This is a genomic window from Salmonella sp. SAL4457 (assembly GCF_046548235.1).
Classification (GTDB): Bacteria; Pseudomonadota; Gammaproteobacteria; order Enterobacterales; family Enterobacteriaceae; genus Salmonella; species Salmonella enterica.
This window is the reverse complement of record NZ_JBGDZO010000001.1, coordinates 836,159-861,711: the sequence shown is the minus strand read 5'-3', so window position 1 is coordinate 861,711 and position 25,553 is coordinate 836,159. Positions and strand designations below refer to the sequence as shown.

Annotated in this window: 21 protein-coding genes and 2 pseudogenes; 5 read left to right on the top strand and 18 right to left on the bottom strand. The window is 53.3% G+C overall.

Translation table 11 applies throughout. The annotated features are described in order from the left end of the window. The 7 genes from rsxD to blr form a co-directional block, all read right to left on the bottom strand. Positions 1-1,059 carry an electron transport complex subunit RsxD gene (gene rsxD / locus ACLJNW_RS04415; protein WP_000231891.1) on the bottom strand — a complete coding sequence of 353 codons (1,059 nt, stop codon included), beginning with the start codon at positions 1,057-1,059 and terminating at the stop codon, positions 1-3. Beyond that, complete coding sequence (gene rsxC, locus ACLJNW_RS04410; RefSeq protein ID WP_024154580.1) at positions 1,060-3,267, bottom strand: electron transport complex subunit RsxC; 2,208 nt, start codon at positions 3,265-3,267, stop codon at positions 1,060-1,062. Then, the gene (gene rsxB, locus ACLJNW_RS04405) at positions 3,260-3,838 is read right to left on the bottom strand and encodes an electron transport complex subunit RsxB (RefSeq protein ID WP_001092599.1); all 579 of its coding nucleotides are present in this window, start codon (positions 3,836-3,838) and stop codon (positions 3,260-3,262) included. The genes rsxC and rsxB overlap by 8 nt, the downstream gene beginning before the upstream one ends. Beyond that, positions 3,838-4,419 (bottom strand): electron transport complex subunit RsxA, encoded by a 582-nt coding sequence (gene rsxA / locus ACLJNW_RS04400; RefSeq protein ID WP_000133179.1) that lies wholly within the window; start codon positions 4,417-4,419, stop codon positions 3,838-3,840. The genes rsxB and rsxA overlap by 1 nt, the downstream gene beginning before the upstream one ends. A gap of 76 nt (positions 4,420-4,495) precedes the next feature. Beyond that, positions 4,496-4,936, bottom strand: coding sequence for a DUF2569 domain-containing protein (locus ACLJNW_RS04395; RefSeq protein ID WP_000214061.1), 441 nt, complete (start codon positions 4,934-4,936; stop codon positions 4,496-4,498). An 88-nt stretch (positions 4,937-5,024) separates the two neighbouring features. Continuing rightward, the gene (gene ydgT, locus ACLJNW_RS04390) at positions 5,025-5,240 is read right to left on the bottom strand and encodes a transcription modulator YdgT (protein ID WP_000217946.1); all 216 of its coding nucleotides are present in this window, start codon (positions 5,238-5,240) and stop codon (positions 5,025-5,027) included. A 297-nt stretch (positions 5,241-5,537) separates the two neighbouring features. After that, positions 5,538-5,663: a division septum protein Blr gene (gene blr, locus ACLJNW_RS04385; RefSeq protein WP_001708800.1), complete on the bottom strand. Its 126-nt coding sequence runs from the start codon at positions 5,661-5,663 to the stop codon at positions 5,538-5,540. A 207-nt stretch (positions 5,664-5,870) separates the two neighbouring features. Here blr and ACLJNW_RS04380 point away from each other — a divergent pair, with 207 nt between their 5' ends. Continuing rightward, complete coding sequence (locus tag ACLJNW_RS04380; RefSeq protein WP_000998242.1) at positions 5,871-6,911, top strand: oxidoreductase; 1,041 nt, start codon at positions 5,871-5,873, stop codon at positions 6,909-6,911. A 74-nt stretch (positions 6,912-6,985) separates the two neighbouring features. Here ACLJNW_RS04380 and add read toward each other — a convergent pair whose 3' ends face one another. Continuing rightward, on the bottom strand, positions 6,986-7,987 hold the full coding sequence (add, locus tag ACLJNW_RS04375) for an adenosine deaminase (RefSeq protein WP_000565565.1): 1,002 nt from the start codon (positions 7,985-7,987) through the stop codon (positions 6,986-6,988). A gap of 217 nt (positions 7,988-8,204) precedes the next feature. Continuing rightward, positions 8,205-8,579, bottom strand: a pseudogene (locus ACLJNW_RS04370) (aminotransferase class I/II-fold pyridoxal phosphate-dependent enzyme); the annotation flags it as partial. An 18-nt stretch (positions 8,580-8,597) separates the two neighbouring features. Between ACLJNW_RS04370 and malI the strand changes: the two are divergent. Further along, positions 8,598-9,200, top strand: a pseudogene (malI, locus tag ACLJNW_RS04365) (Mal regulon transcriptional regulator MalI); the annotation flags it as partial. 57 nt (positions 9,201-9,257) lie between these two features. Here malI and ACLJNW_RS04360 read toward each other — a convergent pair. Then, on the bottom strand, positions 9,258-10,766 hold the full coding sequence (locus ACLJNW_RS04360) for a YdgA family protein (protein ID WP_023203826.1): 1,509 nt from the start codon (positions 10,764-10,766) through the stop codon (positions 9,258-9,260). A gap of 102 nt (positions 10,767-10,868) precedes the next feature. Then, the gene (manA, locus tag ACLJNW_RS04355) at positions 10,869-12,044 is read right to left on the bottom strand and encodes a mannose-6-phosphate isomerase (RefSeq protein WP_024154581.1); all 1,176 of its coding nucleotides are present in this window, start codon (positions 12,042-12,044) and stop codon (positions 10,869-10,871) included. A 199-nt stretch (positions 12,045-12,243) separates the two neighbouring features. On the opposite strand from manA, the gene fumB reads away from it, so the two are divergent. Both fumB and fumC read left to right on the top strand, forming a co-directional pair. Next, positions 12,244-13,890: a class I fumarate hydratase gene (gene fumB / locus ACLJNW_RS04350; protein ID WP_000066609.1), complete on the top strand. Its 1,647-nt coding sequence runs from the start codon at positions 12,244-12,246 to the stop codon at positions 13,888-13,890. A 167-nt stretch (positions 13,891-14,057) separates the two neighbouring features. Further along, complete coding sequence (gene fumC, locus ACLJNW_RS04345) at positions 14,058-15,461, top strand: class II fumarate hydratase (RefSeq protein WP_023203825.1); 1,404 nt, start codon at positions 14,058-14,060, stop codon at positions 15,459-15,461. Here the strand turns inward: fumC and tus are convergent. From tus to rstA, 5 genes are all read right to left on the bottom strand, one after another. Further along, positions 15,458-16,387, bottom strand: coding sequence for a DNA replication terminus site-binding protein (gene tus / locus ACLJNW_RS04340; protein WP_023203824.1), 930 nt, complete (start codon positions 16,385-16,387; stop codon positions 15,458-15,460). The genes fumC and tus overlap by 4 nt on opposite strands. 75 nt (positions 16,388-16,462) lie before the next feature. Further along, complete coding sequence (gene rstB / locus ACLJNW_RS04335) at positions 16,463-17,764, bottom strand: two-component system sensor histidine kinase RstB (protein WP_000732955.1); 1,302 nt, start codon at positions 17,762-17,764, stop codon at positions 16,463-16,465. Between the two features lie 111 nt (positions 17,765-17,875). Next, positions 17,876-19,582: an amidohydrolase gene (locus tag ACLJNW_RS04330; protein WP_078012181.1), complete on the bottom strand. Its 1,707-nt coding sequence runs from the start codon at positions 19,580-19,582 to the stop codon at positions 17,876-17,878. Between the two features lie 152 nt (positions 19,583-19,734). Beyond that, complete coding sequence (gene ompS2 / locus ACLJNW_RS04325) at positions 19,735-20,886, bottom strand: porin OmpS2 (protein WP_000824320.1); 1,152 nt, start codon at positions 20,884-20,886, stop codon at positions 19,735-19,737. A gap of 479 nt (positions 20,887-21,365) precedes the next feature. Further along, complete coding sequence (gene rstA / locus ACLJNW_RS04320; protein WP_001080048.1) at positions 21,366-22,097, bottom strand: two-component system response regulator RstA; 732 nt, start codon at positions 22,095-22,097, stop codon at positions 21,366-21,368. Positions 22,098-22,223: 126 nt separating this feature from the next. Between rstA and ACLJNW_RS04315 the strand changes: the two genes are divergently transcribed. Beyond that, positions 22,224-22,559, top strand: coding sequence for a GlpM family protein (locus tag ACLJNW_RS04315; protein ID WP_000524877.1), 336 nt, complete (start codon positions 22,224-22,226; stop codon positions 22,557-22,559). Between the two features lie 58 nt (positions 22,560-22,617). Here the strand turns inward: ACLJNW_RS04315 and ACLJNW_RS04310 are convergent, their stop codons facing one another. After that, complete coding sequence (locus tag ACLJNW_RS04310) at positions 22,618-24,000, bottom strand: amino acid permease (RefSeq protein WP_000412353.1); 1,383 nt, start codon at positions 23,998-24,000, stop codon at positions 22,618-22,620. 298 nt (positions 24,001-24,298) lie between these two features. Beyond that, a complete protein-coding gene (gene ydgH, locus ACLJNW_RS04305; protein ID WP_000769294.1) occupies positions 24,299-25,243 on the bottom strand; it encodes a DUF1471 family protein YdgH in 945 nt (314 codons plus the stop codon). Between the last annotated feature and the right edge of the window lie 310 nt (positions 25,244-25,553).

The window sequence follows — 25,553 nt, the reverse complement described above, 5'->3', positions numbered from 1 at the left end:
TTATCCTTTGCGATGTCCATAGACGCGGGGGCGCGTGTAGTAGTCGATCAGAGGAACCGTGATATTCGCCAACAGGACAGCAAAAGCAACGCCGTCCGGATAGCCGCCGAAGCTACGAATCAGCCACACTAATACCCCAGCCAGCGCGCCGAAAATTAAACGTCCACGGTTGGTCGTGGAGGCGGTAACCGGATCCGTCAAGATAAAAAATGCGCCCAGCATGGTGGCGCCTGACAGCAGATGAAGCTGCGGCGAGGCCAGCGTAGCGGGCGAGAAAAGCCAACCTAACGCGGCGCATAGCGCCAGCGTCAGCAGAAAACTGACCGGGATATGCCAGCGGATGGCTTTTTGCCACAGCAGGAATACGCCGCCGACAAGCCAGGCGAGGTTAACCCACTGCCAGCCCACGCCAGCCAGCGCGCCGCTGTATATCGGGTACTGCATGATTTGCTCAACGGAGTGCCCGGCGCGCAAGGACGTTTTAAACGTATCCAGCGGCGTCGCCTGGCTGATACCGTCAATACCGATACGTAGCAGCGTCATATCGCCGCCGCTGGCGGTATGCCCGGTAAAAATCATCCGCAACGTGTCCAGCATATCGGGCGTTGTTGCGGCTATTTCATAAGGCGGCAACCAGCTTGTCATTTGCACCGGAAAGGAAATTAATAGCACCACGTAACCGATCATGGCCGGATTAAAGGGGTTTTGTCCCAGCCCGCCATATAACTGTTTAGCGATAATAATGGCGAATCCGGTTCCCAGCACGACCATCCACCAGGGCGCAAGCGGAGGGATGCTGACCGCCAGCAAAAGCCCCGTCAATAACGCGGAATAATCCTGCAGGTGACTGGCGACCGATTGTTTGCGCAGCCTGAGGACAATGGCTTCTGCGACGAGCGCCGTGATAGCAGCCAGAACGATCTGGAAAAGCGTTCCCCAACCAAAAAACCACGTCTGCGCGGCAATCCCCGGCAGAGCGGCGATTAATACCAGCAACATGATTCGCGATGTCTGGCGCTGGTTATGGGTATAAGGCGAGCTTGCGATTCTGAATACCATTTAATCCTCGTTAACAACCTGCTGCTGTGCCGCTTTTTTTGCCTGAACGCGGGCGATAGCCGCAGCAACCGCGGCTTTACGCGGGTCGGCCGGTTCGGCAGGTTCGCTTCCGGCCTGCTGCTCCTGCTTACGGGCTTTGGCGCGAGCGATGGCCGCTTCCACTGCGGCTTTGCGCGGATCGATCGGTTCGGCAGGTTCGCTTCCGGTCTGCTGCTCCTGCTTGCGGGCTTTGGCGCGGGCGATAGCCGCTTCCACCGCGGCTTTGCGCGGATCGATCGGTTCGGCAGGTTCGCTTCCGGTCTGCTGCTCCTGCTTACGGGCTTTGGCGCGGGCGATAGCCGCTTCCACCGCGGCTTTACGCGGATCGACCGCTTCGACCGGTTCGCTTCCGGCCTGCTGCTCCTGCTTACGGGCTTTGGCGCGGGCGATGGCTGCCTCCACCGCGGCTTTACGCGGATCGACCGGTTCGGCAGGTTCGCTTCCGGCCTGCTGCTCCTGCTTACGGGCTTTGGCGCGGGCGATGGCTGCCTCCACTGCAGCTTTACTCGGGTCGTCGCCGGGTATCGCGCTGTCAGCCATCGGATGAGCGGCTTGTTTAGCGCGCGCTTGCGCTTTACGCGCTTCACGGGCCGCGATGACGGCGCTATTGTCTGGCTGACTACCCGCCTGAATAACCACCGGTTGCGTGGCCTGCGCCTGTTTCTCTTTTACCCGCGCCAGCGCAGCGGCAATGGCATCCTGATCTTTTGCCGCTGGTTGTACCGCTGCGCTCTTATGACGTGCAAGGCGGGCGGCTTTTTCGCGCTCCAGTCTTGCCTGACGAGCCTCAAAACGTGCTTTGGCTTCGGCGGCGCGTTTTTCTTCAAGCCTGATCGCATTAATCTCCGCTTTTTCCTGACGGAAATATTGGACGAGCGGAATATTACTCGGGCAGACCCAGGCGCAGGCGCCGCATTCTATACAATCAGCAATATGGTGAGCGGTAGCCTTGTCATGCTGCTGCCCTTTGCTGAACCAATAAAGCTGCTGCGGTAAAAGGTCGGCAGGGCAGGCGTCAGCGCAAGCGCTGCAACGAATACAGCTTTTCTCTTCCTGAGGCGCTCCCATTTCAGTCACGGATGGCGCCAGCAGGCAGTTGGTGATTTTTACGACCGGTACGTCAAGCCAGGGAAGGGTGAATCCCATCAACGGGCCGCCCATGATGACCATCTGGTCAGCAGAAGGGCAGAACCCGGCATCGTTAAGCAAATGACGAACGGGAGTGCCGAGCCGCGCCCAGACGTTACCCGGACGGCTTACCGCTTCACCCGTTAAGGTGACGACGCGTTCTGTGATCGGTTCGCCGTCAACCACGGCGCGTTTAACGGCATAAGCCGTACCGACGTTTTGCATCAGCACGCCAATATCAGAGGATCGCCCGCCGTGGGGAACCTGTTTTCCCGTCAGTATTTGGGTGAGCTGTTTTGCGCCGCCGGAAGGGTATTTGGTTGGGATCACACGTAACGAAATATCGTGGGCGTCAGCCAGTACGGCGCGCAGCATGGAAATAGCCTGCGGTTTGTTATCTTCAATGCCGATTAATACCTCACGCGGTTGCAGAATATGCGCCAGGATGCGAATACCTTCCACAATCTGCGCGGCGCAGTCCTGCATCAAACGATCGTCCGCCGTAATGTAAGGTTCGCACTCTGCGGCATTGATAATAAGCGTGGTGATTTTATCGCCGCCGCCCTGCAATTTAACGCCGGTGGGAAACCCCGCGCCGCCAAGCCCGGCAACGCCATACTGATGAATGCGCTCAATGAGCGCCTCACGGCTGTGGGCGCGGTAATCAGACCAGCCCTCGCGTTCAATCCAGCGGTCCTCGCCGTCGGCATCAATGATGACGCTTAACTCCGCCAGCGCCGAAGGATGCGCCGTCGAGTGGGGCGCAATAGCGATAACTGTCCCGGAGGTGGGCGCGTGTACCGGCAGCATTCTCCCACGTCCACGGGTAAGCGCCTGGCCGCGTAGCACGCGATCGCCGACGCTAACGCACAGCTCGCCCTCAGCGCCAATGTGCTGTTTTAAGGGGATAACGAAGCGCGGCGCTAAAGGCACCTGGCGCAGCGGCGTGCCGTTTGACTGGGTCTTCATTTCGGGCGGATGAATACCACCGTCGAAATCCCAGATTTTATCTTTTCTGAAAGCGGAAAATAGTTTAAGCATGTTGTTCCACGGGAATGATGCGAACGGGAATGGTGTTCAAATCCCATTTCCAACTGTCGGGCGTCTCATTCACCGGACGTAATTCGATGCAGTGCGTCGGACACGGATCGACGCACAGATTACAGCCAGTACAGAGATCGCTCATGACCGTGTGCATGGCGCGCGTTGCGCCAACGATGGCGTCAACCGGGCAGGCCTGAATGCATTTTGTGCAGCCAATGCAGTTATTTTCATCAATAATTGCCAGCATACGTACTGGCGCAGCCTGCTGTTCTTCACCATCGCATGGTTGCGGCTCTACGTTTAGCAACTCTGCCATTTTCAGCATGACGGCTTCGCCGCCGGGCGCGCAACGATTGATTTTCTCGCCCTGGAGACCCACGGCTTCGGCGTAGGGGCGACAGCCGGGATAGCCGCACTGACCACACTGACTCTGCGGCAAAATCGCATCGATTTTTTCAACAACCGGATCATCTTCAACCGCGAATCGGCGGGAGGCATAACCCAGAATGGCGCCGAACACCAGACCCAGAAGGGTCAGGGCGCCAACGGCAATCCAGATAGTATTCATTACAACTTCACCAAACCACTAAAGCCCATAAAGGCCAAAGACATTAATCCTGCGGTAATCAATGCTATCGCGTTACCACGAAAAGGGGCGGGCACATCCGCCACGGCAAGGCGTTCGCGGATGGCGGCGAACAGAACCATCACTAATGAAAAACCGACGGCGGCGGAAAATCCGTACAGCGCCGACTGAAGAAAGTGATGACCGAGATTAATATTCAGTAACGCTACGCCCAGAACCGCACAGTTAGTGGTAATCAGTGGTAAGAAGATGCCTAACAAGCGGTATAACGCCGGGCTGGTTTTCCGCACAACCATTTCGGTAAATTGCACGACCACAGCAATGACGAGGATAAAGGCCAGCGTCCGCAGATAAATCAGATCCAGCGGAATAAGTATCCAGGTGTCGATAAGCCAGGCGCATATCGACGCCAGCGTCATGACAAAGGTCGTCGCGAGACCCATCCCCATGGCGGTTTCCAGTTTTTTGGATACGCCCATAAAGGGACAAAGGCCCAGGAATTTAACCAGTACAAAGTTATTGACCAGTACAGTTCCGACAAAGAGCAGCAGGTAATCAGTCATGTTTCGGCCTGAAATAAAAAAGCCGCCTATTATCTGTCAAACTACCACAGGCGACAACAGGTTAACTGTAGGGTTATTACGGATTAACAAACGTTGTTTTAACGCGCGCTGAACGTTTGAGATAAGGCACAATGAGCGCCGTCGCCAACAATGGGAAGAGTAACTGACGCACGGCAAAGGCATCTGAGACGGGCGAAAAGGCAAATGCTTTAACCGCCAGTAACACAGACACCAGCAGCCAGATAATGTAATGCTTCGGCACGCAGCGTCTGCGCTTGAAGAATGCGATCGTCAACCACAGGGTATAGTACCACATGGCGATAGCGGTAATAAATGAAATGCCCCATAGCAGTAAATTACCGGTTTCCTGTCCGCTAAGCGTCTTGAACGTTTGCGGTGTGGCAAGCGCCATAACGTAGAGTAATAACGCCAGCGAGGCGCTCAACAACGCGACTAACAGCCAGGCTAACGGGCCAAGAAGCCAGCCTCCAATTCGTTGTGGCGGTGTTGTAGTCATATCTTCTCCGGGGTTACGCGCATTAACGGTCATGCCGCTCATTTTGGGGCAAATATTATAAGGTTTTTGATGTTAAACGCTACTTTCTTTATTGCACATAGCGCCAGACGGATTGCGGAACCTGACCTACATCAAACAGGCGTCCTCCGGAAACCAGTTCGGCACGGCGGTGATCTGCAGCGCGATACATATTAACAATGTCCATGTCATCAGTAAGGGTATAGTTAAGGTGGTCGAACAGTTTTTCCAGACTTTCGAGCGAACTAATTTTGCGGAATTTTAATAGATAATCCTGAACAGTCATATAAAGTTGATCCATATTAAATATAATGCCAACGGAGTAGTCACTGATAAAAAATAAACAAAACCGCACCAGTGAGAGGTCAGGGGTGCAGGTAAAAAGGGAATATTCTTACCGGTAAAGAGTCAGGCGCCACAGGGCGCCTGGGGCGAAAGGTTAACGCGCTTTCCTACAACAGGCAATAAACGTCAGACCAGATAGGACATATTTCGTTTTTTTTGCCGGTTTTTGACTTTTCTTTGCACCCCCCGGGGCGCCGCTTACCGTGCCACGCGAAAATGCCTTTACATTATCTGACGCTTACTTCTTCTGAACGGAAGCCGTGGGCTCTGGTGGTTGGTAATTGTCAATATGGTTGGCAATACCTAAAAGAATGACTGAGATAACGAGAACTATCCACCCAGTTAATTCAATAAGACGATTCATTATTGACGACATTTGCTTTGATTTATCCATAAACACAGGGGGTAAATGTTACTTTCCTGGCGAACGGTCGGCAAGAGGGAGGGAAACGTTTTCAGCCTCTGTTCTGTAACAAGTTAATCATTTGATGCTACGTTGATGGTCAGGACGCTATTGCGGCTAATCGCACGATGGTGTGGAATAGCGATATCTAAAACCGGAGGCAGTGAGATGAATGATAAAATCCGCGTTGGGTTAATCGGTTATGGCTACGCCAGTAAAACCTTTCATGCGCCCTTAATTATGGGAACGCCAGGGCTAGAGCTTGCGGCGGTATCCAGTAGCGATGAAACAAAAGTGAAAGCAGACTGGCCGGCGGTTTCCGTGGTCTCTGAGCCCCGACATTTATTTAACGATCCGCATATCGACCTGATCGTGATCCCGACGCCCAACGATACCCATTTCCCGCTGGCGAAAGCTGCGCTGGAAGCCGGTAAGCATGTGGTGGTTGATAAACCCTTTACCGTGACACTGTCACAGGCGCGAGAATTGGATGCGCTTGCGCGGAGCACTGGCCGGGTACTTTCCGTCTTCCACAACCGACGCTGGGATAGCGATTTTTTGACTCTGAAAGCCTTGCTGGCGGATGGCGTGCTCGGCGAGGTGTCCTTGTTTGAATCCCACTTTGATCGCTTTCGTCCCCAGGTGCGCGACCGCTGGCGCGAGCAAGGCGGGCCGGGAAGTGGTATTTGGTACGATCTGGCGCCGCACTTGTTGGATCAGGCAATTCAACTTTTTGGCCTGCCGGTCAGCATGACGGTGGATTTAGCGCAACTGCGTCCGGGCGCGCAATCTACAGATTATTTCCACGCGATTTTATCCTACCCCCAGCGCCGCGTGATTTTGCACGGTACGATGCTGGCCGCGGCGGAATCCGCGCGATACATCGTTCATGGTTCGCGCGGTAGCTATGTTAAATATGGCCTCGATCCCCAGGAAGAACGGTTAAAAAACGGCGAGCGTTTACCGCAGGAAGACTGGGGATACGACATGCGTGACGGCGTATTGACCCTGGTTGAGGGAGAGACGCGCAAAGAAGAGAACTGGCTTACGTTGCCGGGTAACTACCCGGCATATTATGCCGCCATCCGCGATGCGTTAAACGGTAACGGTGAAAATCCCGTGCCGGCAAGCCAGGCGATTCAAATTATGGAGTTGATTGAACTGGGCATGGAATCGGCAAAACATCGCGCGACGCTGTGTCTTGCCTGAGATGTCGCATTTCTCCGCCTGGGATAGCATTAAATCGCAGGCGGAGAGAGGGCGTTAGCATCAATAAAGCAATCTTACGCCGCGGCCACTTTTTCGCGCAGCGCACGTTTTTCGCCATCGCTCAGAAAGGCGATTTCCAGACCGTTAATCTGCGCCTGGCGAATCTGTTCGCGGCTCAATCCTGCCGCTGGCGCGGCGACGTGATATTCATGGATAATATCTACGCCCTGAACAGCCGGATCGTCCGTATTAAGACTGGCGAGAACGCCATGCTCAAGGAAGGTTTTGAGCGGATGATCTGCCAGCGATGCGACGGTACTGGTCTGAATATTCGAAGTCAGACAGGATTCAATACCGATACGCTGCTGTGCAAGAAAATCCATTAACGCGCGATCTTCGACAGCTTTTACGCCATGTCCGATACGTTCGGCCCCCAGTTCGCGAATCGCCTGCCAGATACTTTCCGGCCCTGCGGCTTCGCCAGCGTGAACGGTAATATGCCAGCCCGCATCGCGCGCCCGATTAAAGTGCGACAAAAACAGACTGCCGGGAAAGCCCAGCTCATCACCGGCTAAATCCAGCGCGGTGATTTTCTCTCTGTGCGCCAGCAGCGCATCAAGCTCCTGTAAACATGCCGCCTCGCCGAAGGTACGGCTCATAATGCCAATGAGTCGTGCCTCGACGCCAAACGTGTTACAGCCGTCGCGTACGCCGTCGATAACGGCTTCAACCACGCCTGCTATCGGTAACTGATGCGCCATCGCCATATAGCCGGGCGAAAAGCGAAGCTCGACGTAATGCAGGCCGTTACGTGCGGCATCTTCAATATTTTCAAAGGCCACACGGCGGCAGGCGTCAAGCGATGCCAGGACTTTTACCCCCCAATCGAGCTTAGTGAGAAAGCTTACTAAATCGGGTTCGGTTGAGGTGACCTGGACATGCGGAATCAGCGTTTCCAGCGTTTGGGCGGGAAGGGCGATGTTGAACTGCCGACCAAGATCCAGAATTGTTTGGGCGCGAATGTTGCCATCAAGGTGGCGGTGGATGTCAGTCAAAGGAAGCGTAATATCAATCATGGGCGCACTCAATTTTTAATAAAAGTGCGCACCATTATACTACAGATTGATAATGCTCTGGAAATTTTGCAAAAACGGAGTCATTACGTTGCAACTTCGCGAGAGCGCGGGAGAAATTTTGTATCATTCTCTTTAACGCGCCCCCGGTCAGCTCACGGGGGTTGTCTCTGTTATCGCCTCTCAGGATAAAGGGTCAACCCCCCGCTTGTAGACAGTATCAGCGAACGGTACGGATAGCGTTAATCAATCCGTTGACGCCTTTTTCAAGTTTCAGGCGAGGGCATCCGGCATTCAGACGCACAAATCCCCGGCCTTCTGCGCCATAGGTATCGCCGGGCATAATGGCGATTTTCTCCTGATGAATGAGCGTGTGCTGTAATTTTTGATCGTCAATGCCGAGTGGACGGAGATCAATCCAGGCCAGATAGGTCGATGGCGGCGCTTGCCAGTTCAACGTCGGAAAGGCGCCATTCAGCGCCTGCTCAATATAGCGCATATTAGCCGCCAGCGAGGCGCGTAACGCATCCAGCCACGGCGCGCCGTGCTGATACGCGGCAATATGCGCCGTGAGTGAGAGCACTGCTGGCGAAGAAGAGCGCAGGCCGACGCACAAGGTATTCCTGTCGTGTTTGCGTCACGCGCCAGCTATCTTGATGATGCGGATACCGTTCGGCCTGACAACATGCAGGCGGCGCAACTCCTGACGGAGTACCTTATTCGTCAGGGCCATCAGCGCATCGCCTGGCTGGGAGGACAAAGCGCATCTTTAACCCGCGCGGAGCGCGTGGGCGGCTATTGCGCGACGTTGTTAAAATACGGTCTACCGTTTCACAGCGAGTGGATCGTGGAATGCGCTTCCAGTCAGAAACAGGCGGCAGAAAGCATTACCGCGCTGTTGCGATACAATCCGACCATTAGCGCTGTCGTTTGTTACAACGAAACCATTGCGATGGGGGCGTGGTTTGGCCTACTGAGAGCCGGACGACAGAGTGGCGAGAGCGGTGTCGATCGTTATTTCGAGCAGCAGGTGTCGCTGGCGGCGTTTGCTGATGTGGCGGAGAACGCCCTCGACGACCTGCCGATTATCTGGGCCAGTACGCCGGCGCGAGAAATAGGCTATACCCTGGCCGAACGAATATTGCAGCGTATTGCTCACGACGAGCACCATGTGCGGAGTCAAACGATAGCCGCTCGCCTGGTAACGCAAAAGTAGAGGCTGCGCGTCGTTCGGCGCAGACCGGGTGCAGCGTCGCGACACCCGGCAAGGCGATTATTGTTGAGGCAGCGCCGGAACGTCCGGAACGGAAAGCGTCGGCATTCCAAACAGGCCGACAAAGTCTTCCAACGGCATTTTTTGTCCGTTGAGCGTGATCTGGCCATTGGCGTACTGCAAACTGGAGGCGATAGTATTATCCTTCAGCGTTGTCAGTCGGAACATCTGACCCATTGCGGACAGCCCCTGCACCTGCTGTTTTGCCAGTTTTTCCGCATCATCCTGCTGATAGCCTTCCAGTTTTGCTATCTGCGTCATAAACTCGACCGCCATATCCATTGGAATTGCCAGTTTCGCATCCAGCGATTTCACGGAGCGGTCGACTTCCTGCGCCAGCGTTTGCGGTTGTGCCGTTGTGGTTGCCGGATCTTTGAGGAACAGCGACAGATTCAGCGTGGTTTCCCCTTTGGCGTTTTTCCAGCTAAGCGGCGCCAGGGTCAGTACCGGATCGCCTTTTAACAGCACGGGGAGAGCGCTAAAGAACGCTTCAGTGACTTTTTGCTGATAAAGCTCAGGATTCTGCGCCACGTCCGGCTGATTCAGCAGCGCCTGCGTTTGCGCATGATATTGCTGACTAAACTGGTGCCAGGCTTCGCCGTCGATTTGACCGACTTTCAGCGTTAATTTACCGCTGCCCAAATCCTGATTCTGCACTTTCAGGCTGTTAAGCGAGTAATCCAACTGGCTGTTAATGGTTTTTCCGTCGTTGACGAGATCGGACTGGCCGGCAATTTCCATCCCTTCCAGCACCGCCATCTCTTTACCCTCAATGGCGATGGACAGTTTATCCAGCGTTAACTTTTGGTCGCCCACACGTTCGCCAAAGCTTGCCAGTTTACTGGTACCGTCGGTTTTCAAATTATTAAAGGTGAGTTGGACCTTCTGGTTATATTCGTTAACGGCATCGACCAGGCCGCTCTGCGCTTCGCCCGACAGCGAAACCACATTACCGTCTTTATCGGCGTTAAGCTGAAACTCGCCACCGCTAAAGGCGACCTTTTCACCGGCATTCTCGTAGTTTAACGGCTTGAGAGAGATATCGGAGCGGGTATCGCCGCCATAACCAATGCGGGTATTGATAACAAAGGGCGCGTCGCCTTTCGCGATATCAAAGAGGGGTTTTGCCGCATCGTTATTCACCAGCGTGGTTTTTACCGACGCCATAGAAGGGATCAGATTGAGCGTTTTGAGCTGGGCGAGCGGGAAGGGGCCATGTGAAACGGACTCGTCCAGCACAATGCTTTGCCCGGGCTTCAACCAGGTATTGTCTGCGCCGGCAACCGGTTTGACAACCAGTTGCAGATGGCTACTGAACACGCCACGCTGGTAGTTTTGATAACTTAATTCGACACCGGCCTCCGGCGCAGTACGCTTGAGCTGTTCATTGGCCTGAGTCACCATTTCTGCAAGATGGTTCTCCAGCTTTTTCCCCGTATACCAGGCGCCGCCTGTCCAGACGATGCCAAGTGCAATCACTACACCTGCAGCTACCAGTGTTTTTTTCATATCAATTGTCCATAAAAATGAAACCAGGCGGATTAAACCGCCTGGAGGAGTTTTACGTCTGTTATAAGCTTAGCAAGAGTTGTTAAAAAATTCAGTACGTTGCTACAGCTTGTTATAAACACGCGCTAAACGGCCCGTGCCGCTGGCGTTAACCGGAGACTCATCCGCGCCGATAAAGGCCGATTCACCCGGCTTCAGTACCAGACGCTGTTCATCTTTACGTAACGCCGCCTCACCCTCAACGCAGAACAGAATCGCGGCGCTGTGTTGGCCGATGCTCGTCTCCTGAAGCGCCAGGTCGTGCAGTGAAAAAGCAAAATCGTCAACCGGAATTGGGAAGTCCAGCTCCGCGCCGCTTTTCACCGGGGCAGTCAGCAACTCGCTGGCAGGTTTAGGTTCGAACTTCACGTTCGCGACCAGCTCAGGGATGTCGATATATTTTGGCGTAAGGCCAGCGCGCAGAACGTTATCGGAGTTCGCCATGACTTCCAGCGCAACGCCCTGCAGATAAGCGTGAGGCGTTTCGGCAAACAGGAACATCGCTTCGCCGGGATTCAGTTTGACCACATTCAGCAACAAAGGAGAGAAAAGCCCGCTGTCATCAGGATAATACTCTGAAATCACGCGGATCGTTTGCCACGGTTCGCCTTGCTGGCTGTTAAGCGCCGCTTTGAGTACGGCTAACGCGCGGGATTTTTCTTCGCCTTGCATATTCAACAGGCTGGCGAAAAGCTGGCTCAGACGTTCAGCGTTCGGCGCCTGCAAAAAGTGGGCGATAGCGGAATGCGCGCCGGCGACAGGTTGCAGTAAAGAGACAATGTCAGAAAATTCGCGGAACGCGTTCATCGCCAGGAAAGGCGTCAGGGCAAAAACCAGCTCTGGTTTATGGTTAGGATCTTTATAGTTCCGCTCTGCGGCATCCATGGGGATACCCGCCGCATTTTCTTTCGCGAAACCGATTTCGGAGTTGCGTTTATTCGGGTGCACCTGAATAGAGAGCGGTTGTGCGGCGCACAGTACTTTAAACAGAAACGGCAGTTCGCCGAAACGGTTGGCTACCGCTTCGCCCAGCATGGCGGTTTTATTCTTTTCGATGGCGTCACGCAGGGAGACGGTTTCGCCGTTGGCGGTGGTGATTCGCGAGCTGCTTTTGGGATGCGCGCCCATCCAGAGTTCAGCCATTGGCTGCTGCTGCGGATTGGCGATGCCATAAAGTTCCGTTAACGCAGTTTTACTTCCCCAGGCATAGTTTTGCACTGAGTTAATGAGTTTTTGCATTATCAAGCCCTGTTTCAATGTGGAGATCAATGGGAGGTATTAAACCAAGAAACCCGCATGAAGTAACCTCCGGGCGTAAAAAGTCGTACTTGTCTCAGTTTTTGTTAAAAAATTGTGTAGGATAGTGTTACTCGCTTTGAGTCGGGCAATGGAACACCTGCCCAGAGAATAACCATACCGAGCGGTAAGTGAGAGCACAATGTCAAACAAACCCTTCTTTTATCAAGACCCTTTTCCCCTCAAAAAGGACGATACCGAGTACTACTTGTTGACCAGCGAACATGTTTCCGTCGCCGAATTCGAAGGACAAGAGATCCTGAAAGTCGCGCCGGAAGCGCTAACGCTGTTGGCGCGTCAGGCCTTCCACGATGCGTCTTTTATGCTACGTCCCGCGCATCAGCAGCAGGTGGCGGATATTCTGCGCGATCCGCAGGCCAGTGAAAACGACAAATATGTCGCGCTGCAATTCCTGCGAAACTCCGATATCGCGGCCAAGGGCGTGTTGCCCACCTGCCAGGATACCGGTACGGCCATTATTGTCGGCAAAAAAGGCCAACGCGTCTGGACTGGTGGAGGTGATGAAGCGGCGCTGGCTCGCGGCGTATATAACACCTATATCGAAGATAACCTGCGCTATTCGCAAAACGCGGCGCTGGATATGTACAAAGAGGTCAATACCGGTACTAACCTGCCGGCGCAGATCGATCTCTACAGCGTCGATGGCGATGAATATAAATTCCTCTGTATCGCTAAAGGCGGCGGATCGGCGAATAAAACCTACCTCTATCAGGAGACAAAAGCGCTTCTGACGCCGGGTAAGCTCAAAAATTATCTCGTCGATAAGATGCGTACGCTGGGCACCGCCGCCTGTCCGCCGTATCACATTGCGTTTGTCATTGGCGGCACCTCGGCGGAAGCGAACCTGAAGACCGTTAAGCTGGCCTCGGCAAAATACTATGATGCGCTACCGACCGAAGGCAATGAACACGGGCAGGCCTTCCGCGATATTGAGCTGGAAAAAGAATTGTTGCTTGAGGCGCAAAATCTTGGCTTAGGCGCGCAGTTCGGCGGCAAGTATTTCGCTCACGATATTCGTGTCATCCGATTGCCGCGCCACGGGGCATCGTGTCCGGTAGGTATGGGCGTGTCCTGCTCCGCGGATCGAAACATTAAAGCGAAGATCAACCGGGAAGGGATCTGGATCGAGAAGCTGGAGCGCAATCCCGGTAAATATATTCCAGAGGCGCTGCGCCAGGCGGGAGAGGGCGAGGCGGTGCGCGTTGATCTTAACCGTCCCATGAGCGAGATACTGCAACAACTGTCGCAGTATCCGGTATCAACGCGCCTGTCGCTGAACGGCACGATTATTGTGGGCCGCGACATCGCGCACGCTAAACTGAAAGAACGGATGGACAGAGGCGAAGGTTTGCCGCAGTACATCAAAGATCATCCTATCTATTATGCGGGGCCGGCAAAAACGCCGGAAGGGTATGCCTCCGGGTCGCTTGGGCCGACTACCGCAGGACGAATGGACTCTTATGTTGATCAGCTCCAGTCGCAGGGCGGCAGTATGATCATGCTGGCGAAAGGCAACCGCAGCCAGCAGGTGACCGATGCCTGTAAGAAACATGGCGGCTTCTACCTGGGCAGTATCGGCGGCCCGGCAGCCGTTCTGGCGCAGGGTAGTATCAAGCGCCTGGAGTGCGTGGAATATCCTGAACTGGGTATGGAGGCTATCTGGAAAATTGAAGTGGAGGATTTTCCGGCCTTTATTCTGGTGGATGATAAAGGCAACGATTTCTTCCAGCAGATTCAGTCATCGCAGTGCGCGCGCTGCGTTAAGTAATGTCGCCGCCCTGCGGGGCGGTAACATGATTCGCTATTTTGCCGGAGAACGGCGCAAGCGCCTTATCCGGTCTACACCGTTGTGTTGTTATCGTTAATACTCATAAGACCGCAAACATGTGAGCAATGTCGACACATGATCTCATCAACTTGAGTAAGGAGCAGGTAATGGTAACGGTACGCCGCGAGAAAGATTCAATGGGCGCGATTGAAGTCCCGGCAGATAAACTGTGGGGGGCGCAGACTCAACGTTCGCTGGAGCATTTTCGGATTTCCACGGAGAAAATGCCCGTCTCGCTCATTCACGCTCTGGCGTTGACCAAGCGCGCTGCTGCGAAGGTCAACCAGGACTTAGGGTTGTTGGCGGCGGAAAAAGGCAGCGCGATTATCCAGGCGGCTGATGAAGTGCTGGCGGGAAAACATGCTGATGAGTTTCCGCTGGCGATTTGGCAGACCGGGTCCGGTACGCAAAGCAACATGAATATGAATGAGGTGTTAGCGAACCGCGCCAGTGAAATTTTGGGCGGCGTTCGCGGTATGGAACGCAAGGTGCATCCCAATGATGACGTCAATAAGAGTCAAAGCTCAAACGATGTTTTCCCAACCGCCATGCACGTGGCGGCGTTACTGGCGTTACGCGAACACCTTATCCCGCAATTATCCGCATTAACGGATACGCTTCGCGATAAATCCCACGCTTTCGCCGATATTGTCAAAATTGGCCGTACTCACCTGCAGGACGCGACGCCGCTCACCTTAGGCCAGGAGATTTCCGGTTGGGTAGCCATGCTGGAACATAACCTCAGGCATATTGAGCACAGTTTACCGCACGTCGCGGAACTGGCGCTCGGCGGAACCGCAGTAGGGACAGGGCTTAATACCCACCCGGAATATGCCCGGCGCGTGGCCGAGGAACTGGCGACGATTACCGCGGCGCCGTTTGTTACCGCCCCCAATAAATTCGAAGCGTTGGCGACCTGTGACGCGTTGGTACAGGCGCATGGCGCATTAAAAGGACTGGCGGCCTCGCTGATGAAAATCGCCAATGATGTTCGCTGGCTGGCGTCCGGCCCGCGCTGCGGCATTGGCGAGATTGCTATCCCGGAGAATGAGCCAGGCAGTTCCATTATGCCTGGTAAAGTGAACCCGACCCAGTGTGAAGCGGTAACGATGCTATGTTGCCAGGTGATGGGTAACGATGTGGCCATCAATATGGGGGGCGCATCGGGCAACTTTGAGCTCAACGTCTATCGTCCGATGGTTATTCATAATTTTCTGCAAACGGTGCGCCTGCTGGCCGATGGCATGGCGAGTTTCAATCAACACTGTGCGTCAGGAATCGAGCCAAACCGCGAGCGTATTACGCAGTTGCTGAATGAGTCGCTGATGCTGGTCACTGCGCTCAATACGCACATCGGTTACGATAAAGCGGCGGAGATTGCGAAGAAGGCGCATAAAGAAGGGCTGACGCTCAAAGCCTCAGCCGTGGCATTAGGATACCTTAGCGACGAGGAGTTCGACGCCTGGGTACGTCCGGAGTTAATGGTTGGCAGTATGACGCCGGGACGTTAATCCGCCACATACAGGTGCAGTCGCGGAATAATCAGTCGCAGCGGCTGCGCCTGTGGCTTAAAACGGTGCTGAATATTATCGGCGTCATAGTTTTCCAGCCCGCCAATATCCGGCACGCCAGCGCCGTTGTCCGTGTTGATTAATGCGATAATCGGCGAGGGGCAGGCGTGTTGCACCTGTTTCTGCTGGCCCTTATACCAGATGCGGGCGATCGGCTGTACCTTAACCGGGCGCTTAATCTTGAGTTTGGCCTGCTGCGGTAAGGCGGCGATATCCTGATATTCCCGTTCCAGCTTGAATTGCCATTGTTCGCGCGTCCACGGCGGGACGCTGCGCGGCGACGCGAGGCTTTTTTTCAACTGGCTCAGAACCTCATCCCGGCTTAAATTTTTAATAATATGTTTATTTGCCCAACCGAAACGTATGGTGGCGGGGTTATTGATAAGCGTCAGCGTGCGGTAAGCGTTCAGCGTAATTAAGCCGGGTAGATGCCGATGCACCCACTCAAAACGTGCCGCTGAGGGAAGACCGGACTCTACCGTAACCATCTGCTCGAAGGTGGTTTTCAACTGGTTAATGCGCTGTATCTGATTTTCCAGATCTAACTGTATCGCATTATCCACTTGATAGCATAAGACGCCAGGCAGGCGGACGGCGGCTTTACTGCTGCGGTTTTCGGACTGCTGTTGAATAAACAAATGGCGATAGTGACGTAGCGCCAGCGTTTCGGCCTCTTTCCCCAGATGTTGCGTTACCTCGATAGTATCCAGCGGCGCATGTTCCGCCTCTTTGGTCACCTGCGGCAGTGAAAAGACACGGGCGATAAGTAGCGAATGCTGCTGTAGATTATCCGTCAGCGCCGCCAGGTGTTGTTCTATCTGGCGAAAAGTGCCATTCAGGCGTTCAACGAGATCGTAGCGGGACATGGTATCACTCACTTTAGTTACAACATACTATCTGTATAGCACAGTTCCCGCCGCTCAACCAGCGTGCAAAATACGTCAGGCAGCGGTCACGTTGGGCATCGCGTGCCAGACCGGCCAGTGAAAGCTAAATTTTGCGCCGCCCAGTTCGCTCTCGTCACAGACGACGCTACCGCCCATCGCCAGGGCGATAGAGTGTACGATGGCGAGTCCAAGCCCGCAGCCGCCTGTCGCCCGGTCTCTACTGGGGTCGAGTCTGACAAAAGGTTCAAATACGCGCTCACGCGCATCCGCTTCAATGCCGGGGCCGTCATCTTCAACTATCAGCGTTGCCTGACTGCCGTCGAGTAACAGGCTGACCTGAACGGTGGTACGACTGTAGCGCAACGCATTATTCAGCAGGTTATCCAGCACTCGCGACATTAACCGCATATCAAGCGCGCCATAATCGCCGATTACACATGTGACAAGGTTTACGGCGCGTTCCGGGGTCACGCTTTGCACATCCTGCAAATGCGCGAGCAACCAGGCGGGGAGGTCGGGTTCGGTCAACATCAGTTCATTTTGCGGTCGGTCAAGGCGCGCATAGGTGAGCAGTTCTTCAATCAGCGCTTCCAGTTGACCAATATCGCGATTGAGCGCCTGTGATTCCGGCGGTGTCAGATTTTCACTCATTTCAAGCCGATAGCGTAAACGTACCAGCGGCGTGCGAAGCTCATGGGCGATACCGTCAATCAGCTGTTTTTTACTGGCGATCAGGGCATTAATGTTATCCGCCATCTGGTTGAACGCGACGCCCAGACGTTCGAAACTGGAACCATTATCGAAATGCAGGCGTTCAGTCAAATGACCCTCGCCAAAGCGCTGCGCGGCGGATTCGAGCCTGAGCATTTCTTGCCAGTGCGGGCGCATCCAGATAAACACAGGAAAGGCGAGAGAAAAGGCAATGAGCGCCATTAAGGCGATATCCAGCAGTCGCATTTGATGCAGGAAATAGAGATAGGGAACCGGGCCAACCGCCAGGACGTAATGGCTGCGCGGGATACGCTGAATAAAGGTGTATTGATCGTCAAGCGCGACGATATCGCCTTCACGCAGTCGCTGCGTGGTGGCGGCATCAAGCTTATAGTGATTTAACGGTTCAACGCGTAAATCGAAAGAGAGGTTCAGGTCCATCTCTTTTAACGTTTTTCCCCATTCACGCGGCGGAATTTCCCGCAGTTCGCTGCGCATCAGATAGAGCGAACTTTTCATCAGATCGTCGAGCGATTGCCTGCCCGCGCGTTCGGCAGTGAATTTGTACACCAGTCCGACCAATAAGGTCATGACCAGAAAACAGACGAACAGCAAAAGGTAAAACTGCACAAACAGCTTTTTCATCAACGCCCACCGGATCTCAATACATTAACTCTATCGCGGCGCTGACGGAAAAGATTTCCCGTCAGCGCCGCTGGTGGGTTATAAAAGCAGGCTTTGCGTCAACTGACAACCTCATTGTCCGGCGTTAAGGTCCGGACTTTCGTGAACAATGCGTCCATCGACAAGCGTCAAAACAGCGCGAATGGTATCAATTCTGTCTTCGGGCATCGTCATAAATGGCTGATTGAGTACCGCCAGATCGGCCTGTTTTCCGACGCTAAGCTGGCCCCGGTTTTGTTCGGCAAAGGCGAGCCAGGCGGCATGACGTGTATATAACGCTAGCGCTTCCAGACGCGTGAGCCGCTCGCTGGCGGGTTTACGCACGGAACCGCCTGACGCTATACCGGTGATATGATATTCGATAGCGTGCCAGACACCGGCAATGCCAATACGCGTCGAATCGGTACCGCCAGCCACGACAAGCCCTTTATCCAGCGCCAGTCGAACCGGCGGCGAATTGTCCGTCGCGCCGGGTGGATTGGCGTCACGGATGGCAAGCCCCTCAAAGTAAGGCCCCATTTGCACAGTGTATGCCAGACCCAGCTTACGCATTCGCTCAAGCGTCTGTGGCGAACCGGTATTCAGATGCGCAATAGACCAACGGAGAGGGCGCAGATCGTACTGCTGCGCTACCTGCTCAAAAATCGTCAATATCGTGTCGGCGCTATCATCGGTATAGGCGTGGATCTCAAGAGGTATTCCCCGTTTTGCCGCAAATGTCGCGACCTGGCGAAGCGCGGTTTTGTCCTGCTCTGAGGAAGAAAACCCTGGGGCCATCCGCACGCCGTCATTCATTCCGGCCACCAGGCTTTCCCCCAGGCCAAGAAAAGCCAGTTGCCCGTCATCGGCACGCGCCGGGCGAAAGGCCATCAGGTTGCTGAACCACTGCGCTTCATGACCTTTCGCTTCTGGCTGTACCGGAATGCGATACCCCACGCGCAGCGGTAAATCCCCCTGGTTTCGCATTGCAAATAAAGGCTCATAAGCGGCGGCAGGCCCGGCAGAGGGGTCAATGATGCCGGTCACGCCGCGAGCGTTCATATCAGCGAAAAATTGCCGCAGACCACCCTCGCGATCGGCGTTACGACTTATGCTGGCAAAAAGCTGGTTAAACGCGGCGATGTCACCAAATAATTTCCCCGTGGCGCTACCTTTTGCGTCGCGCTCTACGCCGATTCCCGCTAAATCAGGAGGAGGGGTGTCGTTAAGGCCAAGTACGTCTATACCGCGCTGATTCACTAACGCATAGTCGTACAGATACTGAATATAAGCCGGATGATCGGGAAGGGCGTGGCTCAGTTCGGCTACCGTCGGCGCCCGGTTTTCTGCAAATTGCGCCGGTATCCACGATCCCACTACGGCTACCCATTGATCGTGGGGACGACGGTTAGCGTCGGCGCGTAATTTATCCAGCGCGTCTTTAAGCGAAGGGCTGTCGTACCAGTAGGTTTCGAATGTCCAGGTTTGTCCGCCGCGAATGGCATGAATGTGGGTATCGGTCAGGCCGGGTATCACGGTTTTACCCTGTAAATCGATGGTACGGGTATGGTTGCCGCGCCATTCATTTGTCGCCGTATCATCGCCAATCGCCACAATCCGCGAGCCGGAAATCGCCAGCGCGCTGGCCTGCGGCTGGGCATCATTCAGAGTGATGATATTACCGTTATGCAAAATAATATCCGCTGCCGGGCGGGCGGCGGTGGCTGCGCCTGTGGCCGTGAGCAGAAAGAGAAGCGCAGTTCTGGAAAGCAGAGGCGGGACGAGACTGATCATTAGCATGTTCCTTTTGTCGGGCGATAAGCAAACCATAGAGAGCGAACAAGAATTGTTCAATCTGTGCCCAGGGAACAGTGCGTTCTGTTTTTAGAACGGTGGTAATGAAAAAAGAAAAGCCCGCCGAAACGGCGGGCTTGAGAAGAATTAATGAATAATTAGAACTGGTAAACCATACCCAGCGCGACGATATCATCAGTGCTGATACCGGCATCTTTATAGAACTGGTCGTCATCATCCAGCAGGTTGATTTTATAATCAACATAGGTGGAGAAGTTTTTGTTGAAATAGTAGGTAGCACCTACATCAGCATATTTAACCAGGTCTTTATCATCGCCATTAACGTTGTTATAGGTCAGATCTTTACCTTTAGACATCAGGAAAGAAACCGCCGGGCGCAGACCGAAATCAAATTGATATTGGGCTGTAACTTCGAAGTTTTGCGTTTTGTTTGCTACGCCGCCAGCATAACCCGCATCCGTTTTACCATAAGGCGTCATATTACGGGTTTCAGAATACATAGTCGCTAAATAGATGTTGTTGGCATCATATTTCAAGCCAGCTGTCCATGCATCCGCTTTGTCGCCGCCAGCAATCGTGCCGCCAGCATTGACTTGCTCATTAGTACGATCGGAAGTGGTATACGCAGCGCCTGCGCTGAAGCCCATGCCAATATCATAGGTAGTAGAAATACCGAAGCCATCACCGTTATCGTAACGAATATCGTCGCCATTATTACGGTTATTGGTACCGATATTTACATCGTCAGCGCTTTGGCTTTCATTTTTACCCTGATATTGCAACGCGAAGTTCAGACCGTCTACCAGACCGAAGAAATCAGTGTTACGGTAGGTGGCCACGCCGTTAGCACGACCGGTCATGTAGTTGTCAGCGTAAGTATAGGAGTCGCCGCCGAACTCAGGCAGCATATCGGTCCAGCCTTCCACGTCGTACAGGACGCCGTAGTTACGACCATAGTCGAATGAGCCGTAGTCGCCGAATTTCAGGCCGGCGAATGCCAGACGAGTCCAGGAATTAGCGCCTTCGCCTTCGGTAGTGTTAGCCTGAACGTTATATTCCCATTGGCCGTAACCGGTCAGTTGGTCGTTAATCTGTGTTTCGCCTTTAAAGCCGACACGCATATAGGTCTGATCGCCATCTTTAGAAGAGTCATCAGAGAAATAGTGCAGGCCGTCTACTTTCCCGTAAAGGTCCAGTTTGTTGCCGTCTTTGTTATAAATTTCAGCGGCGTGTGCTGCGCCAGCAGCCAGCAGAGCCGGGATGACAAGTGCCAATACTTTTCTTTTCATTTTTTTATCCTTAAAAACTTAACTTATTTGCAAAAGATTGAACTTCTACAGATTCGTTGAATCAAAGGCATCCTAATCTGAATAATATTATTTCAGCAAATGCTAACTTTTCTTATATGTTATTAATTAATACAAAAGTTACTATCGGAAACGAATATATTTATGGTGAATATATTTGTTATTATGTATTCATGTCTGTGATTTGTTTTATTTCACAATTTGCGAAAAAAGATGGCAATATAGCGGCGGGCAGACATTCTGTTATCAATTTTGTGAACTGGCTTCGAGTTTTTTTAATTTAACTTTCTTGAGCGAAAAAGACGTAATCATGAACCACAACGCAGAGAAAACGGTAATAAAGGGGCCGTTTCGACTAATAAAAATAGCATTCATGTATACAATGTCTGTTTTTTGAACAGTGGCGGTGATGAGCATCGCCACTATGACTTGATAAAGGCAGGTAAAATTTGTCGGCTAACTTATCCCGTCGTTTCGTCCCAGGCATGAGGGGCAAAAAGATAGCCTTTATTGCGAATGGTCTTTATACGATAGGGCTCAGCAGCGCTATCCAGCAGTTTCTTACGCAGGCGGGAAATCGCCACATCCACGCTGCGATCCAGACCATCATAATTGACGCCGCGCAGCGTTTTTAGCAACGCGTCGCGATCCATAATTTGTCCGGCGTGTGTCGCCAGTTCCCAGAGCAATTCAAAATCGGCGGTGGAGAGCGATATGAAATCGCCATTGAGCTGGACCGCCCGGTTAAGGGGATCGATGGTTAACGCGCCAAAACGCAGCGCTTTATGCGGCGTAAGCGCGCTCTCCTGAAGACTTTTTGCCTGTTGCGTTTGTTCGCTTTGCCGCAGGTGTAAGCGCAGACGTGCCAGCAAAACGGCCGGAGGCGTGGTTTTGAGGATGTAGTCGCAGGCGCCCATCTCCAGCGCCAGAATATGATTCATATCACTGTCCAGCGAGGTGAGCAGGACAATCGGGCCTTGCCAGCGGTGGCGCAGATCGCGGCATATCGTCATGCCATCTTTACCTGGAAGCATAATATCCAGTAAAACCAGATCGGGCTGAGTGGTGAGGATAAGATCCTCCGCCCGGTCACCACGCGGCTCAACAATGACATCAATATCATGTTTCGCCAGATAAGCGGCAATGAGAGAACCCACTTCAGCGTCGTCTTCAACAAATACAATGCGGTTCATATTATAAATGGAGAATAGAAAACGCCAACATACACCGCCTCTGTTTTCCCTTCCATAAATCTTTTCTAAACGAGAGCGGTTCCGTTATGCTACACGCTGTTGTTATTAGCGTGTTAAGGCAAGGTAATGGGACTCGTGATTAAAGCTGCCCTGGGGGCGCTGGTCGTCGTATTGATTGGTCTGCTGTCAAAAACGAAAAATTATTATATCGCCGGATTAATTCCTCTGTTTCCAACGTTTGCGCTTATCGCGCACTATATCGTGGCCAGCGAGCGGGGCATCGACGCGATGCGTACCACCATCGTCTTTAGCATGTGGTCGATTATTCCTTATTTCATTTATCTTGCAACGCTATGGTATTTCAGCGGCGTGATGCGCCTGCCCGTCGCGCTTGGCGGTGCGGTGGTCTGCTGGGGGCTAAGCGCGTGGCTGCTGATTTTTTGCTGGATTAAATGGCATTAATATTGGCAAAGACCGTGGTTTCCCCATCGTAATACAGACGGATATTACGATGGGGGGGTTAACCCACCAGCATCCACGTAGCCGGAACCGCCGCGACCAGCAATAAACCAATCAGCACGACTTCCTGACGATTTAATACGTTGTCATGCTTGTGCGTCCGACGCGCATACAGGAAAACCAGTAATCCAGGCGCGTACAGTACGACGGACAGCAGCAGGTGCATGGGACCCGACGCATATAATAACCATAAGCCATAAATACAGGCTCCGATACCGACCGCCCGATGGAGGGGACGTGTTGCAATCTTCAGCAGAAATGCGCCGACCAGAAAGTAGGGCACCAGAATCATTTCTGACGCAATCGTCAATAGCGTGTTGTAGTCCGAACCGGTCAGCCAGATCAGCACCAGACAGATTTGCACACAGATATTGGTGAGCCATAACGATGCAGAAGGCGCGCCTTGCGCATTTTGTCGCGCGAAGATGCCCGGGAAGGATTTATAGGCTGCCGCCAGAAATGGCACCTCCGCCGCCATAATAGTCCAGCTTAGATAAGCCCCGCAGACAGACACAATCAGTCCCGCTGCAATAATAATTTCTCCCCACGGCCCCATCATTTTTACCATTAGTCCGGCCATCGACGGGTTGCGCATCTCCGCCAGTTCCGGACGGGCAAGAACGCCAAGAGAAAGCAGCGTGACCAGGAGATATATTCCCAGCGCCGCGAGGACCGCCAGTAGCGTGGCGCGGCCTACATCGCGTTTATTTTTCGCTCGGGCCGAGACGACGACGGCGCCTTCAACGCCAATAAACACCCACAGCGTAATAAGCATGGTGTTCTTGACCTGTTCCCATACGGGAATACCGAGTTCAACACCAGTGAAGTCCAGTGTGAAGGTATCCAGTTTGAACATCATGATAGCCAGCACAATAAACGCGCCGAGCGGCAACAGTTTCGCCAGAGTCGCGACCAGATTGATGCTGGCTGCCGTTTGTACGCCGCGCAGGATGAGGAAATGGACAATCCAGAGCAGGACTGAAGCGCCGACAATAGCCTGCCAGGTATTACCGTCGCCAAACAGACGCAGCGCAGGCGTATCGGTAAAGAAACTCAGCGCTGAAAAAACGATAACCAAATAGGATACGTTGGCGATGACCGCGCACAGCCAATAGCCCCAGGCAGAACAAAAGCCAATCAGTTCGCCGAAGCCTTCGCGGGCGTAAGTAAAGATACCGCCGTCAAGCTCGGAGCGAATGCGTGTAAGGATTAACATGGCGAATGCCAGTAAGAGTATCCCCACGCCGGTAATGGCCCAGCCAATTAACAACGCAGCCGGACTGGCAACGGCGGCCATATTCTGGGGCAGACTGAAAACACCTGCGCCAAGCATTGAGCTTAAAACCAGCGCGGTCAGCGCGCTCAGTCCCAGTTTTTTTTCCATTGGTATCCAGCTATAAAAATGAAATTGGAAGAATAATTATTATGGCAAAACGCATAAAAATGGTGAAAGCCACTAAGGCGCGGGATTTTACGGAGAGAAGGGACCGCATGCAACGGCCTGGATAAGATTTATCGCCAAAAAAGCGAAAAGTGAGATTCATCGCGATATTTGACGGAACTGGCAACCCGCGGGAAAGTGCCGGATGGCGGCTTATCAGGCCTGCCGTTGAACGATAGTGTAGGCCTGATAAGGCAGGTATGCCGCCATCTGGCGAGAAAGCCTGATGGCGACGCGCGCCTTATTTATAGAGGTCGGCGCTGATGGTGATGTTATTACCGCGCTCCTGCCACTGACGCGTAATATGATAATACTTAGCGCCTTTCTTCGCCGCGCGTTTGGCGACCTGATAGGAGATTTCTGTCATATTGCCGTAGTTGCCGGTGAACTTAACGCTGTCGAAAGGCACCATCATCGCAGCCGTCGCTTTATTCAGCTCCTCAACTTTTGTGCCATCCGGAAGTGTGACAGTGTAACGTCCACCTTTGGAGGATTGCGTTTCGAAGAAACGGCCTACTTCGGCGCTCGGCGAGGCTGACGTGGCGACGCCTGGAATTTCGACTTTCTTCGCAGCTTCGCCGCCCTGAGCCAGCGCGGCGCGGCCAGCTTCAGAGTCTGCCGGAATAGCGTCCGGGCTCTGGACGATGCGTTTTTTCGCATCTTGTTTATAGATAAATGCAGTGATGCGCTGGTTTCCGCCCTGATTCGCATCTATCTGACGAACAATATAGAAAGCGTATGCGCCTTTTTGTTTCGCCGCTTTCGTAATGGCATCGTTAACTTCCGGCTGGCTACGGTAGAAGCCCTGAACGGTGACGGTATCATACGGTTCTAATTGTACGGCCTGGTCTTTCGGTAATTCCACGATGCCATTAATGACACGATTTTTGGGCGCGTCGGCTTTCGGCGCGTCGGCTTTATACACGTCCGCCACAACACGCCAGTTACCACTGTTGCCGAACTCCGAGGTGTCGACAACATAGAAGGAGGCTGCGCCTTCTTTATCTGCGCGGCGGGACACGGCGGAGACCGCATCGCCAATAGCATTAAAACGACCGGTAATAACGATGCGGTCATAAGGTTTTAGTGCAGCCGCTTGCTCCGGCGTCAGTTCTGTTGCTGCATGGACAGAAAAAGCAGCCGCAGAAAGCAGAGCCGACGCCAGGAGAGTGTTCTTAAGCTTCATAAAAATAATCCTTCGCCTTGCGCAAACCAGGTACTGGTATTGTTATTGACTAGAAACGTGGCTGATTATTGCATTTAAACCATATGGATGTCTGCGGGATTTTTCACGCATCGTGTCATGTATCCTATCTTTGATGATAACATTTGCCGATATGTCGAAAAAAACGGCGTCCGGGCGGCTAAGCTAATGAAGCGCATAAATTTAATAAGTTAATTTAATGTTAATTTCTTGATCGCGCCAGGGGTTTAATGATGTTTTGCTGTCAAATTTGAGCGAATTATCAGCCCTCGCAGGCCATTTTCAAGGCATT

Coding starts and splice junctions, on each gene's coding strand:
- ydgH (WP_000769294.1), bottom strand. CDS start 25,243: ATGAAGCTTAAGAACACTCTCCTGGCGTCGGCTCTGCTTTCTGCGGCT.
- fumC (WP_023203825.1), top strand. CDS start 14,058: ATGGTAACGGTACGCCGCGAGAAAGATTCAATGGGCGCGATTGAAGTC.
- ACLJNW_RS04330 (WP_078012181.1), bottom strand. CDS start 19,582: ATGCTAATGATCAGTCTCGTCCCGCCTCTGCTTTCCAGAACTGCGCTT.
- ACLJNW_RS04380 (WP_000998242.1), top strand. CDS start 5,871: ATGAATGATAAAATCCGCGTTGGGTTAATCGGTTATGGCTACGCCAGT.
- rstB (WP_000732955.1), bottom strand. CDS start 17,764: ATGAAAAAGCTGTTTGTGCAGTTTTACCTTTTGCTGTTCGTCTGTTTT.
- fumB (WP_000066609.1), top strand. CDS start 12,244: ATGTCAAACAAACCCTTCTTTTATCAAGACCCTTTTCCCCTCAAAAAG.
- ydgT (WP_000217946.1), bottom strand. CDS start 5,240: ATGACTGTTCAGGATTATCTATTAAAATTCCGCAAAATTAGTTCGCTC.
- ompS2 (WP_000824320.1), bottom strand. CDS start 20,886: ATGAAAAGAAAAGTATTGGCACTTGTCATCCCGGCTCTGCTGGCTGCT.
- rstA (WP_001080048.1), bottom strand. CDS start 22,097: ATGAACCGCATTGTATTTGTTGAAGACGACGCTGAAGTGGGTTCTCTC.
- add (WP_000565565.1), bottom strand. CDS start 7,987: ATGATTGATATTACGCTTCCTTTGACTGACATCCACCGCCACCTTGAT.
- manA (WP_024154581.1), bottom strand. CDS start 12,044: ATGCAAAAACTCATTAACTCAGTGCAAAACTATGCCTGGGGAAGTAAA.
- ACLJNW_RS04310 (WP_000412353.1), bottom strand. CDS start 24,000: ATGGAAAAAAAACTGGGACTGAGCGCGCTGACCGCGCTGGTTTTAAGC.
- blr (WP_001708800.1), bottom strand. CDS start 5,663: ATGAATCGTCTTATTGAATTAACTGGGTGGATAGTTCTCGTTATCTCA.
- rsxD (WP_000231891.1), bottom strand. CDS start 1,059: ATGGTATTCAGAATCGCAAGCTCGCCTTATACCCATAACCAGCGCCAG.
- rsxB (WP_001092599.1), bottom strand. CDS start 3,838: ATGAATACTATCTGGATTGCCGTTGGCGCCCTGACCCTTCTGGGTCTG.
- tus (WP_023203824.1), bottom strand. CDS start 16,387: ATGTCCCGCTACGATCTCGTTGAACGCCTGAATGGCACTTTTCGCCAG.
- ACLJNW_RS04315 (WP_000524877.1), top strand. CDS start 22,224: ATGGGACTCGTGATTAAAGCTGCCCTGGGGGCGCTGGTCGTCGTATTG.
- rsxC (WP_024154580.1), bottom strand. CDS start 3,267: ATGCTTAAACTATTTTCCGCTTTCAGAAAAGATAAAATCTGGGATTTC.
- rsxA (WP_000133179.1), bottom strand. CDS start 4,419: ATGACTGATTACCTGCTGCTCTTTGTCGGAACTGTACTGGTCAATAAC.
- ACLJNW_RS04360 (WP_023203826.1), bottom strand. CDS start 10,766: ATGAAAAAAACACTGGTAGCTGCAGGTGTAGTGATTGCACTTGGCATC.
- ACLJNW_RS04395 (WP_000214061.1), bottom strand. CDS start 4,936: ATGACTACAACACCGCCACAACGAATTGGAGGCTGGCTTCTTGGCCCG.